Origin of the sequence: Microbacterium sp. (assembly GCF_047607465.1) — a bacterium.
Classification (GTDB): Bacteria; Actinomycetota; Actinomycetes; order Actinomycetales; family Microbacteriaceae; genus Microbacterium.
The window spans coordinates 1-15,751 of the sequence record NZ_JASGCY010000045.1 but is presented as its reverse complement, the minus strand read 5'-3'; the positions used below and the strand labels follow the sequence as shown (position 1 = coordinate 15,751).

Here is a 15,751-nt window from a genome sequence, read left to right as displayed (position 1 = left end):
CCCCGGGGGCCCCGGGGGGTCTCCCCAAACTCAATTTTTTATTTCCTCTTTGTGGGGGGGGGGGGTGCCCCCCCCCGCCCCCCCCCCCACCCTCTTCTGCGAAGAGAATCAGTGCTGGTGGCTCTCGCCCTCGTCGCCCTCGGGCGCTGAGAGCTCCTCGTCGGAGTGCTGCTCCTCGTCGGAAGGCTGAGCGAAGGGGTACGGCCGCGGCTCGTCTTCGTAGTACGCCCGCGCCGCCTCGCCGATCATCGTGCTCACGGCTGCGAAGCGCGGATCGGTCTCATCCTCGGAGGCCTCGTCATCGGAGGCCTGATCCTCGGACACCCCACCGTGAGAGGTGCCGAAGAGGATTTCATCGAACGATGGCTTGGCCGTTCCCTCGACACCGGAGTCGGTGGGTTCGGTCGCGACAACCTCTTCGTCGGAGCGGAACTCGAGAGTCGGAGCGACGTGCTCAGCGGCATCCGCAATCTGCGCCCCACCTTCTGTCGTTACTGTCTCGTCCGCACACCCGGCCGGGTCACCGATGCTCGGCGCGGCCTGCGCGCCCGGAGCCGCGATCACCGCGCGCGGGGTGTAGGTGCCGCCGCGGACGAGGTCGATGAAGATGTCCTCGAGCGTCGGACCGCGCTGCACGAGGGTGCTCAGCGCGATGCCCGCCGACGCGGCGATCGCGCCGATGGCCTGCGGGTCGGCGCCGCGCACGGTGAGCCCGGAGCGCAGCACCTCGACCTCGTGTCCGGCGGCGGCCAGGGCGTCGGTGAGCGCACGGCGATCGGCCGCGTCGACGACGACCGTGCCCTTGGCAGGGTCGGCGAGGGTCTCGATGCCGCTGGAGAGGACGAGCTGCCCCTTCGAGAGCACGAGCACGTGATCGGCGATCTGCTCGACCTCGCTGAGCAGGTGCGACGAGACGAGCACGGTGCGGCCCTCGTCGGCGAGGCGGCGCATGAGCAGGCGCATCCACCGGATGCCCTCGGGGTCGAGTCCGTTCGCCGGCTCGTCGAACACGAGGGTGCCGGCGTCGCCGAGCAGAGCGTGAGCGACGCTGAGGCGCTGGCGCATGCCCAGCGAGAAGCCGCCGATGCGGCCCTCCGACTCGCCGTCGAGGCCGACGAGGGCGAGCACCTCATCGACGCGCGACAGGGGGATGCCGTTCGCCTTCGCAGCGATGGTGAGCTGGCGGGCGGCCGTGCGCCGCGGCCGGTACACCGTCTCCTCGAGGACCGAGCCGATCGTCCGAAGCGGCGTGCGCAGGTCGGCGAACGCGGAGCCGCCGATGGTGGCGGTGCCGCTCGTGGGGCGGACCTGGCCGAGCAGGATGCGCAGGGTCGTCGTCTTGCCGGCGCCGTTGGGGCCGAGAAACGCGGTGACGAGGCCGGGTTCCACCCGCGCCGAGAAGTCGGACACTGCGGTCACATCGTTGAATCGCTTGGTGACGCGCGTGAACTCGAGCACGTGTCCTTCGGGCATGCGCGACCTCTCCTTGCAGGGGCAGTTCCTCCTATCCTGCCGGAAAAGCCATACGATCGCGCATTTCTCTGTGGAAACGCCACGGATCGGCGCGGAGTAGCCTGGCTGTCGTGACCGACTCGATCAGCGCCCCCTCCGTCCGCGTCCGCACCGAGGGAGCCCTCGGGCGGCTTACGCTGAATCGGCCAGAGGCGATCAACGCCCTCGACCTCGGCATGATCGAGCAGCTGGCCGCGGCGCTGGACGCTTGGCGCGACGACACCGACGTGCAAATCGTGCTCATCGACGGCGAAGGCGAGCGCGGAATGTGCGCTGGTGGCGACGTGCGCGCCCTGCACGGGCAGATCGTCGCCGGTCGCGCCGAGGAGAGCGCGCATTTCTTCCGTGCGGAGTACGCCCTGAACGCGATGATCGCGGAGTACCCCAAGCCGGTCGTGGCCGTCGCCGACGGCATCACGATGGGCGGGGGCATCGGGCTGGCCGGCCACGCCGCGATCCGCATCGTCACCGAGCGCTCGAAGCTCGCCATGCCCGAGGTGCGCATCGGGTTCACGCCCGACGTCGGCGGCACCTGGCTGCTCGGGCGCGCTCCGGGCCGGTTCGGTGAGTACTTCGGCCTCACCGGCGCCACGATGACCGCAGCCGATGCCATCGACCTCGGCTTCGCCGATCACTTCGTGCCGTCGCAGCGGCTCGAGGCGCTCCGTGAAGCGCTCGCCTACCGCGCGGACCCGACGGGCCCCGCAGAGATCGTGCTGCTCTTCGACGAGACCCCTGAGCCCTCGGCGCTTCCCGCTTCGCGGGCGTGGATCGACGAGGCGTTCTCGGCGCCCACGGTCGCCGAGATCGTCTCGCGCCTGCGCGCGAGGGGTGAGACGGATGCCGCAGCCTGCGCCGATCTGCTCGAGACGCTCGCTCCGACGGGGCTCGCTGTCACCCTGGACGCGGTGCGCGAAGCGCGGGGGATGCCTGGACTGCGCGCGGCACTGGAGGGGGAGTACCGCCGCGTGCTGTGGTTCGTGAACGAGCATCCCGACCTCGTCGAGGGCATCCGTGCGCAGCTGATCGACAAGGATCGCGACCCGAAGTGGGATCCGCGCACGATCGCCGACCTGGACTCGGACGCGGGCGCCGCCGCGCGGGCGTACACGCCGCGGCATCCGCTGTTCTGAGCCGTTGCACCCGGGCGGGCGACTCTTGCCCCGGGTGCAGAAATCCCCGATGAGAAGGGGATGAGTTCGCTGTGAGCGAAGGTCCTCCCTGCGGGGGATGTGAATGTCGGAGCTTCGTGACAATCTGTGATGCGGCCGATTCTCGGCAGGCATCCGTCTGCGTCGGGATCCGCCGCCTCGACCCTCAAGGAAGTCCGCCTGTGCTCGGAAGAATCCTCGTCCGCTACCTCTCCCGCTACCGATGGCTGCTCGTCGGCGTGCTGGTGTTCCAGTTCGCCAGCGCGCTGGCCTCGCTCTACCTCCCGACCCTCAACAAAGACCTCATCGACAAGGGCGTCGCCACCGGCGACACCGATTACATCTGGCGCACCGGTGTGTTCATGCTGCTCGTCTCGCTCGGGCAGATCGTCGCGTCGATCGTGGCCACCTACTTCGCCGCCCGTGCGGCGATGGGAGCCGGCCGCGACATCCGCGCCGACGTCTTCGCCAAGGTCAGCGGCTTCTCCGAGCGCGAGGTCTCGCAGTTCGGCGCAGGTTCCCTGATCACCCGCAACACGAACGATGTGCAGCAGGTGCAGATGCTCGCGATGATGGGCGCGACGATGTTCGTCACCGCGCCCCTGCTCGCCATCGGCGGCATCATCATGGCCGTCGTCACCAACGCCGAGCTGAGCTGGCTGATCGCCGTCTCGGTGCCGGTGCTGCTCATCGTCGCCGGCCTCATCATCAACCGCATGGTGCCGTTGTTCCGTCTGAACCAGCGCAAGCTCGACGCCGTGAACCGCATCATGCGCGAGCAGCTCACGGGCGTGCGGGTCGTGCGCGCCTTCGTGCGCGAGGGCATCGAGGAAGACCGCTTCCGCGAGGCGAACACCGACATCATGGTGGTCGGCCGCAAGATCGGGTCGCTCTTCGTGCTGCTCTTCCCGCTGTTCATGCTGATCCTCAACGTCACCGTCGTCGCGGTGATCTGGTTCGGCGGCATCGAGGTGAACAACGGCACCGTCGAGGTGGGCACCCTGTTTGCCTTCATGCAGTACATCGGACAGATCATGATGGGTGTGATCATGTCGAGCTTCATGGCGATGATGATCCCCCGCGCCGCGGTCTCCGCTGAGCGCGTCGGCGAGGTGCTCGACACGACGTCGAGCATGCAGCGGCCCGAGAACGGCGTGGCCGAGTTCCCCGCCCCCGGAGCCATCGCCTTCGAGGACGTCTCGTTCCAGTACCCCGGCGCCGAGTCTCCGGTGCTGCACGGCATCAGCTTCGAGGCGAAGCCGGGCGAGACCGTCGCGATCGTCGGATCCACCGGCGCAGGCAAGACCACCCTGGTCTCGCTGATCCCCCGGCTGTTCGACGTCTCCGGCGGCCGCGTGCTCGTCGGCGGTGCCGATGTGCGCGAAGCCGACGTCGATGCGCTCTGGAAGGGCATCGGCCTCGTGCCGCAGCGTCCCTTCCTCTTCACCGGCACGGTCGCATCGAACCTGCGCTACGGCCGCGAGGACGCCACGGACGAAGAGCTGTGGAAGGCGCTCGAGATCGCCCAGGGCCGCGACTTCGTCGAGGAGATGTCCGACGGCCTGGACTCGCGCATCGCCCAGGGCGGCACGAACGTCTCCGGCGGCCAGCGGCAGCGGCTCGCGATCGCCCGCGCGATCGTGCACCGGCCGAAGGTGCTCGTCTTCGACGACTCGTTCTCGGCTCTCGACTTGACCACCGACGCGCGGCTGCGGCAGGCGCTGTGGCGCGAGCTGCCGGATGTCACCAAGATCGTCGTGGCGCAGCGCGTGTCCACGATCACGGATGCTGATCGCATCGTCGTCCTCGAAGGCGGCACCATGGTCGGCGTCGGCACCCACGAGGAACTGCTGGAGACCAGCGACACCTACCGCGAGATCGTCGAGTCGCAGCTGGGGGTGGACGCATGAGCGACCAGAAGCACCTCACAGAGGAAGAGAGGCTCGAGGCCGAGCTCGCCGAGCAGGCGCGGCAGAACTCCGGCGACTGGGACAGCGTGGCACCGGGCAAGGCCGACCACTTCGGGCCGAGCTTCGCGCGGATGATCGGTCTGCTCAAGCCCTCGGCGATCTGGTTCGTCTTCGTCTCGATCCTCGGCGCCATCGGCGTCGTGCTGAGCGTCGCGGCTCCCAAGGTGCTCGCCGAGGCGACCAACATCGTCTACTCCGGATTCCTCGCGAACGAACTCGGCACGCCGAAGGAGGGCTTCCCCGGCTTCCCCACCGGCACCACCCAGGCCGAGGTCGTGGAGCAGCTGCGCGTGGCAGGCGAGGACGACTTCGCGAACCAGATCGCGGCGCTGCACGAGTTCACCGTCGGCGGCGGGATCGACTTCGACGCGATGCGCTGGATCATCACCGCCGTGCTGGCGATCTACGTCGTCGCGGCGCTGCTGAGCTGGATCCAGGGGTACGTCATCAACGTCATCATGGTGCGCACGATGTGGCGCCTGCGTGAAGACGTCGAAGCGAAGATCAACCGCCTGCCGCTGTCGTACTTCGACAAGGTCCAGCGCGGCGAGCTCATCTCGCGGGTGACCAACGACATCGACAACATCACTCAGACGATGCAGCAGTCGCTGTCCGGGGCGCTGACCTCGGTGCTCACCGTGATCGGCGTGCTCATCATGATGTTCTCGATCTCGTGGCAGCTGGCGCTGGTCGCGCTCATCGCGCTGCCGCTGATGGCCGTGATCTTCGGCGTCATCGGTCCGCGTTCGCAGAAGGCGTTCGGCATCCAGTGGCGCAAGGTCGGGCGCCTGAACGCCCGCGTCGAGGAGGCCTTCTCAGGTCACGCCCTGGTGAAGGTGTTCGGCCGCGAGCAGGACGCTCTCGACAAGTTCCAGGTCGAGAACGAGGAGCTGTTCCAGTCGGCGTTCAAGGCGCAGTTCCTCTCGGGCATCATCATGCCCGCGATGACCTTCGTCGGCAGCCTCAGCTACGCGGCCCTTGCCGTGCTCGGCGGACTCATGGTCGCGAACGGCCAGTTGCGACTCGGCGACGTGCAGGCCTTCATCCAGTACTCGCAGCAGTTCTCGCAGCCGCTCAGCGAGCTCGGCGGTATGGCCGCAGTCGTGCAGTCGGGCACGGCGTCCGCCGAACGCGTGTTCCAGCTGCTCGATGAAGACGAGCAGGAGCCGGATGCGGCGACTGCTCGCACCCTTCGGCCGGCTCAGGGACCGGATCAGGGAGGCGTGATCGAGTTCGAGAACGTCGAGTTCTCGTACACGCCGGAGCGCCCGCTGATCTCCGACCTGTCGTTCCGGGTCGAGCCCGGTCAGACCGTGGCGATCGTCGGCCCGACCGGCGCAGGCAAGACCACGCTGGTCAACCTCATCATGCGGTTCTACGAGCTCAGCGGCGGTCGCATCACGCTCGATGGCCAGGACATCGCGGAGATGACGCGCGACGATCTGCGCTCGCGCACGGGAATGGTGCTGCAGGACCCGTGGCTCTTCGCCGGCAGCATCCGCGAGAACATCCGCTACGGCCGCTCAACGGCGACCGACGACGAGGTGCTCGCGGCGGCGAAGGCGACGTACGTCGACCGGTTCGTGCACGCGCTGCCCGAGGGCTACGACACCGTGCTCGAAGAAGACGCGTCGAACGTCTCGGCCGGTGAGCGCCAGCTCATCACCATCGCCCGCGCGTTCGTCGCTCAGCCCTCCATCCTCATCCTCGATGAGGCGACGAGCGCGGTCGACACCCGCACCGAGCTGCTGCTGCAGCACGCCATGGCGGCGCTGCGCGATGGCCGAACCTCGTTCGTGATCGCGCACCGCCTCTCGACGATCCGCGACGCCGACCTCATCCTCGTGATGGAGCACGGCGACATCGTCGAGAAGGGCACCCACGACGAGCTCATCGCAGCCCAGGGCGCCTACTGGCGGCTGTACCGGTCGCAGTTCGAGCAGGCCACGGCCGACATCGATGCCGAGGAGGCGCTCACCGGTGCGGTGCCGGTCGTCGCGGGAGCGGATGCCGGTGCGGATGCCGCCGACGCGGGTGCTGCTGACGCGGGTGCCGCTGACGCGGGTGCCGCTGCTGCGGGTGCTGATGACGCGTCGGCCAGTGCGGAGGAGTCCACGAGCTGACCCTCGCTCTCACCGACGGCGCCCCGGATGCTTCATCCGGGGCGCCGTCGCATTCGCGCCCGTGACCGGCCTGCGGTGCGGTGGTCGAAAGTGCTTCGCGGCTGGACGCGGGAGGTGTGTTTTCGACCACCGCAACGCGACGGCGCGGGGGCGCGGCTACTCTCCGGCGAGGCCCAGGAGCTCTAGGGGATGGGTGAGGCGCCACCAGGCGCTCGGCTCCTCGATCTCCTCCGCCAGGGCGAGCGGTGTGGTGGTCGAGTTCAGCGGCCCGGATGCGGTGAGCGTGCCCACCTCGTCGCCGGCCGCGCGCCGCTCGCCGAGGTCGAACGACACGGTCGTCGTCGCCGCGCCGTTCCAGAGCACGACATCGGTGACGGCATCCGTCACGATCTCGACCGGCGGGCCCCACAGGGTGTCGACCGTGCCGACGACGACGCCCTTCGGCACCACGGGCGCCTGACCCTGCAGTGCCGACTCGAGCTGCGCGAACAGTGCGCGGGTCTCCGTGAGTCGCGATTCGTTGTCGACCTGCGAGAGCACCGAGGCGTACAGCCGCACGGTCGTGTCGCCGACGCGCACATCCTTCGCGGTGAGCAGATTCCAGCTCTCGTGCAGCGTGCCGGTCTTGACCCCGACGACGCCGTCGTCGTCGAGCATCCCGTTGGTGTTCGTAACGAGCCCTGCGCCGGGCAGTTCGACCGAACGGGTGCCGACGATCTCGGCGAAAACCGGGTTCTGCATCGCGACCTCTGCCGCGGCGATCATCGCGTCGGGGGTGGCGACGTTGCGCTCATCGAAGCCCGACGGCGTCTTGATCGTCACGCCGGTGATGCCGCGCGCACTCAGCCAGGCGTCGGCGGCCTCGGCGAAGGCCTCCCGCGAGCCCCAGATCTCATCGGCCAGGCGGTCGATGTAGTTGTTCGCCGACCCCAGCAGCACGCCCTGCAGCATCTGGTACTCGGTGAGCGAACCGTCCACCGGCACGTCGAGCGCCGACTGGTCGCTGCGCAGATACGTCATGAACTCCTGGCTGTCGGCGCGCGTGAACGAGAACGACGGGCCCTGCTCGCCCGGCGCCAGCGGCAGGGCTTCGAGCACCATCATCGCCGAGACGATCTTCGTCAGGCTCGCGATGGCGGAGGTCTCGGTCGTCGAGGCGACCGTGCCGATGCCTTCGATGCCGACGGCGGCGCTGCCGTGCGAGGGCCACGCGATCGTCGCCGGCGGCGCCGCGGTCGCGGTGAACTCCGTCGTCTGCACGGTCGGCGCCACGGCGGTCAGGGGGCACATCAGCGTCGCGCCCGCGTACACGGCGACGAGGCCGACGAGCACCCCGAAAGGTGCGAGCACACCGGGGCGGCTGATCGCCGGACGCAGGTGCGCGCCGGCGAACAGCGGCCTCGCATCCGCTTCGGCAGCCGGGCGGGCGTCGGCGACCGCGACGGGGTCGACCCAGGTGAGCGCGGTCGCGTGCGCGTCGGCATCCGCCCATCGGGCGGCGTGAGCCGCAGAGGCGGCGCGAGCCGCAGAGGAGGCGCGGGTCTCAGGGGCGGATGCGTCGATCAGCGCGTCGAGCGCGTCGACGCCTCCCGCCGAGTCGACCGTGTCGGCCTCGTCCGCCGGGCCGTCGACGGCGGCGGCGTCGGCGACGGCGGCGTCGGCGACGGGCGCTGTCGCCTCGACGGAATCAGGAGCGCTCACCTGCCTACGGTATCGAACTCTGCGTGTACAACCCCGCCGCGACCGGTAACATCGACACAACAACCACGGGAGTCCGGCGAGCCGGGCTGAGAGGGAGCGAATCGCGCTTCGACCGTCGAACCTGATCCGGATCATGCCGGCGCAGGGAGGAGTTCAGATGAGTACATCCACGTCCGTTTCCGAGACCCCCACGGGTTCGCGTGAACCCCGGCAGCTGCGCTGGCGCGTCGTCGACATCGTCGTGGCCAGCGTGCTGGGCGTCGCCAGCGGCCTGATCTTCCTGGCCTGGAACGTCGGCTACCTCGGCCCCAAGGCCGTTCTCGAACCGCTGCTGCCCGGACTGCAGGGACTGCTCGACGGCCCCTGGCTGTTCGCCGGCGTGCTCGGCATGCTCGTCATCCGCAAGCCGGGGGCGGCGATCTACACCGAGCTGCTGGCCGCCGTGGTCTCGGCGCTGGTCGGCAACCAGTGGGGCGGGTTCCTCACCCTCGAGGCCGGCGTCGTGCAGGGGCTGGGTGCCGAGCTCATCTTCCTGCTGTTCTTCTACCGCCGCTTCTCCCTGCCGGTTGCGATCCTCGCTGGCGCGGGCGCCGCGGTCGCCGGGGGCCTCAACAACATGGTCCTCTGGTACGCGGGCTCCGACGCCCTCTTCACGACGGTGTACCTCGTGAGCACGACGATCTCGGGGGCCGTCATCGCCGGCCTGCTGTCGTGGATGCTCGCGCGCGGCATCGCAGCCACCGGAGCGCTCGACCGCTTCGGTTCCGGCCGCGAGGCGCGCGTCCGCGTCTGACCCATGGCGCAGGCATCCGCCGTCGCCCCCGCCGCCGTCGAGGCGCGCGGCTGGGGGTGGCGGCATGCGAGCCGCCTGGCGTGGGCTCTGCGGGACGTGACGTTCCGCATCGAACCAGGAGAGCGCGTGCTGCTGCTCGGCGCGTCGGGGGCTGGTAAGTCCACCCTGCTGCACGGCCTCGCCGGCGTTCTCGGCGGTGACGAGGAGGGCGAGAGCGCCGGGGCGCTGCTCGTCGACGGCACGCCGGCGGCATCGGCGCGGGGGCGCAGCGGACTGGTGCTGCAGGATCCCGATTCGCAGGTCATCCTCGCGCGGGTGGGCGACGACGTCGCCTTCGGATGCGAGAACCTCGGCGTCCCGCGGGCGCAGATCTGGCCCCGCGTCGTGGCCGCCCTCGACGCGGTCGGACTCGACGTCGCCCTCGACCGGCCGACCACGGCGCTCTCCGGCGGGCAGAAGCAGCGGCTGGCCCTGGCCGGGGCGCTCGCGATGCGCCCGGGGCTGCTGCTCCTCGACGAGCCGACCGCGAATCTCGACCCGGACGGCGCGCAGGAGGTGCGCGACGCGGTGGAGCGGATGCTGGAGGCGCAGCCCGCGACGGTGATCGTCGTCGAGCACCGTCTCGATATCTGGCTGCCGCTCATCACACGCGTCATCGTCGTCGGCGCCGGACCCGACGGCGCCGGCGTGATCGCCGACGGGCCGCCGGCACAGGTGCTCGCCGCGGAGGGCGCGCGCCTCGCCCAGGCGGGGGTGTGGGTGCCTGGTCGCCCGCCGCGGCATCCGGATGCTCCGCGCCACGCGACCGGCGACGTGCTGCTCTCGGCGCGCGACCTCGCCGTCGCCCGCGTGAAGGGCGCGCCCGTCGCCGCCGGCATCGACCTCGACGTGCGGGCGGGCGCGGTGACCGCGATCACGGGACCGAACGGGGCGGGCAAGTCCACGCTCGGGCTCACCCTCGCGGGGCTGCTGCCTCCGGCGGGAGGCGAGGTCGTCGCATCCGCGGCGCTCGCCGGCGGGGTGGGGCCCGCTCCCTTCCGGTGGACCTCGCGGCAGCTCCTCACCCGCATCGGCACCGTGTTCCAGGACCCCGAGCACCAGCTGCTCGCCAAGACGGTCGCCGATGAGCTCGCCGTCGGTCCTCGCGCGCTCGGGATGGATGAGGGCGAGATCGGTCGGAGATCGGACGAACTGCTCGAGCGACTGCGTCTCGACAGGCTCGCGAAGGCCAACCCGTACACGCTCTCCGGCGGTGAGAAGCGCCGGCTCACGGTGGCCGCCGCCCTCGCGACGGCGCCGCGCGTGCTCGTCCTCGACGAGCCCACCTTCGGCCAGGACGCCCGCACCTGGGCTGAGCTGGTGGCCATGCTCGCCGATCTCCGCGACGCAGGGTCGGCGATCGTCGCCGTCACACACGACCTCGACGTGGTGCACGCCCTGCGCGCCGCGCGCGTGCGCCTGGGGGAGGACGCATGAGCGCGGTGCAGGTCGTCGACGGGGCGCGGGTGCGCACGGGAGGCGTCGCCGGGGTCAACCCGGTGGCGAAGCTCGGGGCGAGTGCGCTCATCGCGGTGCCGCTGATCCTCACGCTCGACGTCGTCTCGGCATCCGTCGCGCTTGCCCTGGAGTGCGTGCTGTTCCTGTTCGCGAGCCTGCGGTGGCGGGAGTTCTGGCTGCGCACCTGGCCGGTGTGGCTGGCGGCGCCGCTGACGGCGGTGACCATTGCACTGTACGGCGAGACGAGCGGCGCCGTGCTCCTGGAATGGTTCGTGGTGCGCGTGAGCGAGGGCTCGCTGGCGCTGGCTGCGGCGACCTTCGTGCGCGTGCTGGCGGTGGCACTCCCCTCGGTGGTGCTGTTCGTGACGGTGGATCCGACGGATCTCGCCGATGGACTGGCGCAGATCCTGCGGATGCCCGCGCGCTTCGTGCTGGGCGCTCTGGCGGGACTGCGCATGGTCGGACTGTTCCTCGATGACTGGCGGGCGCTGGAGCTCGCCCGGCGGGCCCGGGGCGTGGCCGATCGCGGCCGCATCCGTCGCTTTCTCGGGATGGCTTTCGCGCTGCTCGTGCTCTCCATCCGCCGCGGTGCGAAGCTCGCCACGGCGATGGAGGCGCGCGGTTTCGGGGCTCCTGGACGGCGCACCTGGGCGCGGGAATCGGTGTGGACGGCGCGCGACACGGTGTTTGTGCTGCTGTGCGTGCTGATCCCGGTCGTCGCGATCTGGGCGGCCGTCGTCACCGGCTCGTGGAACTTCATCGGCACGGCGGGGTAATGAGCGCGAAGGGGCCGAGGAGGATGCTGCGGGCGTGAGGCCCTGACCGCAGCCGCCCCGCCTCCGTCGTCGAGAAACCACTTCCGTCCCGAGACACCCGCCGTGTGATGGTGTTTCAGGCCGAAAGTGGTTTCTCACCTGGAGGGACTGGTTTCTCACCTGGAGAACGAGCGGAGGGACAGGAGCGACCGGAAGGTCCGCGAAGTGCGGCCGGGCGTGAGGGCGGCTTACTCGAGGGTCCACAACCGGCGGTAGTAGGCGAGCCGTTCGCGATCGGGATCGACCCCGTACGCGTCGATGAGCGCGTCGTGCCGCCCCTCGCCGACGTTCCAGACGGTGCTCATCGCGGCTACGGCGATGTCGGCCCAGCGGTCGGCGGCGCCGAGGGCGGCGAGGCCGACGTGCCCCGCCACCGCGCCGCTCGCGGTCAGCAGCGTGTTCGGCATGCAGGCGTCGCCATGGCAGACGACGAGGCGGTCGACCGGCGGTGTGTCGCGCAGATCGTCGGGCACGCGCTCGCCGCGGGCGGCAGCGTCCGCATCTCCCGCCCAGCGCGGATCGACGGCGCTCGTCGCATCGATCGCGACGGTGATGAGCCATTCGCGCTCGTCGTCCTGCCCTTGATCGATCACCTCGGGGACGCGGATGAAGCGGCGCGCCCAGCGCAGGCGCTCGGCCTCGTCGCGCATGTTCGCCTCGGCGTCGTGCGGACCCCACTTGATGAAGCGGCCGTCATCGGTGCGGAACGTGAGCCCGCCGATGCCGTTGAGCCAGACGGGTGCGAGCGCGGCGCCGCCAGCGAGCACGCGGAACCCGTCAGCGGACTCGGCGGTGTCGTAGGCTCCTTCTGACGCCGTTCCACGCTCGCAGCAGGCACCCGCACCGGCCGCGACGCTACCGCGGGTTTCGGTGAAACCGAGAACCAATTATGCTGAGACTTGGTTTCAAACGGCGCAACGGATCGGTTCGAAGGAGAACTCATCATGCAGATCTCAGGGCAGGGCGCACTCATCACCGGTGGGGCCTCGGGCCTCGGGCTCGCCACCGCGCGGCGGATCGCCGGTGCGGGCGGTCACGTGACGATCGTCGACCTCGTTTCGTCGAAGGGTGAGGAGCTCGCCGCAGAGCTCGACGGGCAGTTCGTGGTGGCCGACGTCACCAGCGTCGACGAGGTCAAGGCCGCGGTGGATGCAGCCCAGGCGGCGGCGCCGCTGCGCATCGTCGTGAACTGCGCGGGCATCGCACCGCCGGCGAAGGTGCTCGATCGCGACGGGAACCCGGCCGTCCTCGCCGACTTCGAGCGGATCATCCGCATCAACCTCGTCGGCACCTTCAACGTGATCTCGCAGGCATCCGCTGTCATCGCGAAGAATGACACCACCGAGTCCGGTGACCGGGGCGTGATCATCAACACCGCCAGCGTCGCAGCGTTCGACGGGCAGATCGGACAGCCCGCGTACTCGGCCTCGAAGGGCGGGGTGCACGCGATGACGTTGCCGATCGCCCGGGAGCTCGCCCGCTACGGCATCCGCGTCTGCACGATCGCCCCGGGGATCATGGAGACGCCGATGCTGATGGGACTGCCGCAGGCCGCGCAGGACTCCCTCGGCCAGCAGGTGCCGTTCCCCTCGCGCCTCGGCCGCCCCGACGAGTACGCCGCTCTCGTGCAGCACATCGTCGAGAACGGATACCTCAACGCCGAGACGATCCGCCTCGACGGCGCGATCCGCATGGCGCCGAAGTGACCCCGCGCCGCGACCCGGAGAACACCGCAGACAACACCGCAGAGACGAAGGAACGAGACCGATGACACTGGCAGGAAAGACCATCCTCATGTCGGGCGGCAGCCGCGGCATCGGACTCGCGATCGCGCTGCGCGCGGCTGCCGACGGGGCGAACATCGCCATGCTCGCGAAGACCGACACGCCGCATCCGAAGCTCGAAGGCACAGTGCACACCGCGGCGGAGCAGATCCGCGCGGCTGGCGGTCAGGCGCTGCCGATCGTCGGCGACGTCCGCGACGACGACGACATCACCGAGGCCGTACTCAAGACGCAGGGCGAGTTCGGCGGCATCGACATCGTCATCAACAACGCCAGCGTCATCGACCTGTCGCGCTCGCTCGACCTCGGCGCGAAGAAGTACGACCTCATGCAGGACGTCAACGTGCGCGGCACGTTCATGCTGTCGCGGGCCGCGGTGCCGATGCTGAAGGATGCCGAGAACCCGCACATCCTGTCGCTGTCGCCGCCGCTGAACATCACGCCGAAGTGGCTGGGCGCGCACACCGGGTACACGCTCGCGAAGTACGGCATGACGATGGTCACCCTGGGACTCGCGGCCGAGTTCGCCGCCGACGGCATCGCCGCCAACGCGCTGTGGCCGCGCACCACGATCGCGACGGCGGCGGTGCAGAACCTCCTGGGCGGTGACAGGGTGATGGCCGCGAGCCGCACCGTCGACGTCTACGCCGACGCCGCGTACGCGGTGCTGACGAAGCCCGCGCGCGAGTACACCGGCCAGACGCTCATCGTCGAGGACGTGCTCGAGGCCGACGGCGTCACCGACTTCTCGAAGTACGCGGCGATCCCCGGTACGCCCGACGACCGGCTCTTCCCCGACATCTTCCTCGACTGACGCGGTCTGCCGCGCACTGCGGGGCCGGCCCTGGTGCGGCCGTCGTCGGTGCACGGACGCCGCAATCGCACTCGTGCGTCGCGACACGCGACCGCGCGTTCGTCGCCCTGACCGCTGGTCGCTTACCGTTGTCGATATGGATGGGCCGGTGCTGAGTGGGGGCGTGATCGTCCTCGTCGCCGTGCTCTTGTGGATGCTGTACCTGCTGCCCTCGTGGCGCGGTCGCTTCCAGTACAACGCCGCCGAACGCAACGCGGTGCGGCTGAACCAGGCGCTGCGCATCCTCGCCGAGACGAGTGAGACGCCCGAAGAGGTGCACCTCGAACTGAGCGCGCGCACCGCTCTCGCCCAGCAGAAGCTCGCGAAGCGGCTGCAGGCTGAGAAAGAGGCCGCCGAGCTCGCGCTGCTGCGTGAGGAGCTCGCGGCGGCGAAGGCCGATCCGGCGGTGCGTCAGGCCCGTGCCCGCAGGCGCGTGCGCGTGTCGGCGACGACAGTGCTCGTCGTCGGAGTCGTGCTCCTCGGACTGGGCGTGTGGCAGGTCATCGCGACGCAGTCCTCGGTGCTGCTGTGGGTCGGTGGCGCCGCGGTCGTGCTGGCGGGATTCGTGCTGCAGCGGATGTCGGCGGTCGCCGCCCGTGCGGCACGGGCGAGGCGCCGGGAGATCGTCGTCGAGCCGGTCGTGCGGCGTGAGTCGCAGCTGCTGCACGATCAGGGCCCGGCGACCTGGACGCCGCGTCCGCTGCCAGAGCCGCTCGTGTCGAAGGCGGGTTCGCGCGCGCAGGCGGCGATGGCCGAACGCGACGCGCAGGACGAGCGCGAGCGTGCGGCCCGCCTCGCCGAGCTGCGCGAGCGCGCCGAGGAGCTGGCTCCTGCGGAGCCCGTGCGGATGCCGGCTCCAGCATCCCCGTACGCGAAGATGGGCTTCGTCGACGACGCCGAGATCGAGGCGCATGTGCGCGAGCTGCTCGCCCGCCGAGCGGCCGGGTGACATCGCGCCCCCTCGTCGCGTGATAACGTAGACGAGTTCAAGGGCCTATGGCGCAGTTGGTAGCGCGCCTCGTTCGCATCGAGGAGGTCAGGGGTTCGAATCCCCTTAGGTCCACCCTGGGAGTCTTACTCGAAACGGCACCTGCTGCTGAGTGGGATCCAGTTCGTTGTCGCAACGGGCGATTCGTCAGACAAGAAGACCACCCTTCGGGGTCTCCTTGTTTGACTTGGTCGCTGCTGCACTGGCTTCATCACGATCGGCCCGCTCGCCTCACGGCTCGGGCCGATCTTCTTTTCCCGGGGAGGCCAGTGGTGCACTACTGGTGGCCCACGGGAGTGGACACCACAGACGGTCGGACGGGGTCACTCGGGCGTTCGTCTGTTCGTTCCGGTCGCGTTCTGTGCCGCTCTGGCATCCGGATGGCGGCACGGACTGCGACTGGAGCAAGGTGCCGGCGGCCCGTGCGGTGCCCCGCCCTAGTGTCGCGTGGCGTTAGTTCCTAAATGGTTTATGGTTTGGGAGAATTGGTTATGGCGAATTCTCCTGCTCCTGCGTTGGCGCTTTGGGATGGTGATCGAGACAAGCTGTTGTCGTGGACGCGGT

At 69.9% G+C, this 15,751-nt stretch carries 12 protein-coding genes, 1 tRNA gene and 1 riboswitch; of the genes, 10 read left to right on the top strand and 3 right to left on the bottom strand.

Annotated elements, in window-relative coordinates; translation table 11 throughout:
• Positions 1-108: 108 nt before the first annotated feature.
• Complete coding sequence (locus tag QM568_RS05595; RefSeq protein WP_415136675.1) at positions 109-1,473, bottom strand: ATP-binding cassette domain-containing protein; 1,365 nt, start codon at positions 1,471-1,473, stop codon at positions 109-111.
• A 110-nt stretch (positions 1,474-1,583) separates the two neighbouring features.
• Here QM568_RS05595 and QM568_RS05590 point away from each other — a divergent pair, with 110 nt between their 5' ends.
• The 3 genes from QM568_RS05590 to QM568_RS05580 all read left to right on the top strand — a co-directional run bounded on the left by QM568_RS05590 (position 1,584) and on the right by QM568_RS05580 (position 6,756).
• Positions 1,584-2,645: an enoyl-CoA hydratase/isomerase family protein gene (locus QM568_RS05590; RefSeq protein WP_415136673.1), complete on the top strand. Its 1,062-nt coding sequence runs from the start codon at positions 1,584-1,586 to the stop codon at positions 2,643-2,645.
• A gap of 200 nt (positions 2,646-2,845) precedes the next feature.
• The gene (locus QM568_RS05585; protein WP_415136671.1) at positions 2,846-4,573 is read left to right on the top strand and encodes an ABC transporter ATP-binding protein; all 1,728 of its coding nucleotides are present in this window, start codon (positions 2,846-2,848) and stop codon (positions 4,571-4,573) included.
• The gene (locus QM568_RS05580; RefSeq protein ID WP_415136669.1) at positions 4,570-6,756 is read left to right on the top strand and encodes an ABC transporter ATP-binding protein; all 2,187 of its coding nucleotides are present in this window, start codon (positions 4,570-4,572) and stop codon (positions 6,754-6,756) included. Before QM568_RS05585 ends, QM568_RS05580 begins: the two co-directional genes overlap by 4 nt.
• A 156-nt stretch (positions 6,757-6,912) precedes the next feature.
• Here QM568_RS05580 and QM568_RS05575 read toward each other — a convergent pair whose 3' ends face one another.
• Positions 6,913-8,457 (bottom strand): D-alanyl-D-alanine carboxypeptidase family protein, encoded by a 1,545-nt coding sequence (locus tag QM568_RS05575; protein WP_415136667.1) that lies wholly within the window; start codon positions 8,455-8,457, stop codon positions 6,913-6,915.
• Between the two features lie 55 nt (positions 8,458-8,512).
• A riboswitch (TPP riboswitch) is annotated at positions 8,513-8,624 on the top strand.
• Between QM568_RS05575 and QM568_RS05570 the strand changes: the two genes are divergently transcribed.
• The 3 genes from QM568_RS05570 to QM568_RS05560 all read left to right on the top strand — a co-directional run bounded on the left by QM568_RS05570 (position 8,615) and on the right by QM568_RS05560 (position 11,523).
• Positions 8,615-9,250: an ECF transporter S component gene (locus tag QM568_RS05570; protein WP_415136665.1), complete on the top strand. Its 636-nt coding sequence runs from the start codon at positions 8,615-8,617 to the stop codon at positions 9,248-9,250. It overlaps the preceding riboswitch by 10 nt.
• Positions 9,251-9,253: 3 nt before the next feature.
• Positions 9,254-10,726 carry an ABC transporter ATP-binding protein gene (locus QM568_RS05565; RefSeq protein ID WP_415136663.1) on the top strand — a complete coding sequence of 491 codons (1,473 nt, stop codon included), beginning with the start codon at positions 9,254-9,256 and terminating at the stop codon, positions 10,724-10,726.
• Positions 10,723-11,523 carry an energy-coupling factor transporter transmembrane component T family protein gene (locus tag QM568_RS05560; protein WP_415136661.1) on the top strand — a complete coding sequence of 267 codons (801 nt, stop codon included), beginning with the start codon at positions 10,723-10,725 and terminating at the stop codon, positions 11,521-11,523. The genes QM568_RS05565 and QM568_RS05560 overlap by 4 nt, the downstream gene beginning before the upstream one ends.
• Before the next feature lie 227 nt (positions 11,524-11,750).
• Here the strand turns inward: QM568_RS05560 and QM568_RS05555 are convergent, their stop codons facing one another.
• Positions 11,751-12,329 (bottom strand): phosphotransferase, encoded by a 579-nt coding sequence (locus QM568_RS05555; protein WP_415136677.1) that lies wholly within the window; start codon positions 12,327-12,329, stop codon positions 11,751-11,753.
• A 177-nt stretch (positions 12,330-12,506) separates the two neighbouring features.
• Here QM568_RS05555 and QM568_RS05550 point away from each other — a divergent pair, with 177 nt between their 5' ends.
• The 4 genes from QM568_RS05550 (at position 12,507) to QM568_RS05535 (ending at position 15,262) form a co-directional block, all read left to right on the top strand.
• Complete coding sequence (locus QM568_RS05550) at positions 12,507-13,268, top strand: SDR family NAD(P)-dependent oxidoreductase (protein ID WP_415136659.1); 762 nt, start codon at positions 12,507-12,509, stop codon at positions 13,266-13,268.
• Between the two features lie 61 nt (positions 13,269-13,329).
• Positions 13,330-14,160: an SDR family oxidoreductase gene (locus QM568_RS05545; RefSeq protein ID WP_415136657.1), complete on the top strand. Its 831-nt coding sequence runs from the start codon at positions 13,330-13,332 to the stop codon at positions 14,158-14,160.
• Between the two features lie 148 nt (positions 14,161-14,308).
• Complete coding sequence (locus QM568_RS05540; protein ID WP_415136655.1) at positions 14,309-15,148, top strand: hypothetical protein; 840 nt, start codon at positions 14,309-14,311, stop codon at positions 15,146-15,148.
• Between the two features lie 41 nt (positions 15,149-15,189).
• Positions 15,190-15,262 (top strand) — tRNA-Ala (locus tag QM568_RS05535).
• Positions 15,263-15,751 lie beyond the last annotated feature (489 nt).

Excerpts from the sequence above, each read along its gene's own strand:
- QM568_RS05595 (WP_415136675.1), bottom strand. The coding sequence starts at position 1,473 with ATGCCCGAAGGACACGTGCTCGAGTTCACGCGCGTCACCAAGCGATTC.
- QM568_RS05580 (WP_415136669.1), top strand. The coding sequence starts at position 4,570 with ATGAGCGACCAGAAGCACCTCACAGAGGAAGAGAGGCTCGAGGCCGAG.
- QM568_RS05570 (WP_415136665.1), top strand. The coding sequence starts at position 8,615 with ATGAGTACATCCACGTCCGTTTCCGAGACCCCCACGGGTTCGCGTGAA.
- QM568_RS05565 (WP_415136663.1), top strand. The coding sequence starts at position 9,254 with ATGGCGCAGGCATCCGCCGTCGCCCCCGCCGCCGTCGAGGCGCGCGGC.
- QM568_RS05560 (WP_415136661.1), top strand. The coding sequence starts at position 10,723 with ATGAGCGCGGTGCAGGTCGTCGACGGGGCGCGGGTGCGCACGGGAGGC.
- QM568_RS05550 (WP_415136659.1), top strand. The coding sequence starts at position 12,507 with ATGCAGATCTCAGGGCAGGGCGCACTCATCACCGGTGGGGCCTCGGGC.
- QM568_RS05545 (WP_415136657.1), top strand. The coding sequence starts at position 13,330 with ATGACACTGGCAGGAAAGACCATCCTCATGTCGGGCGGCAGCCGCGGC.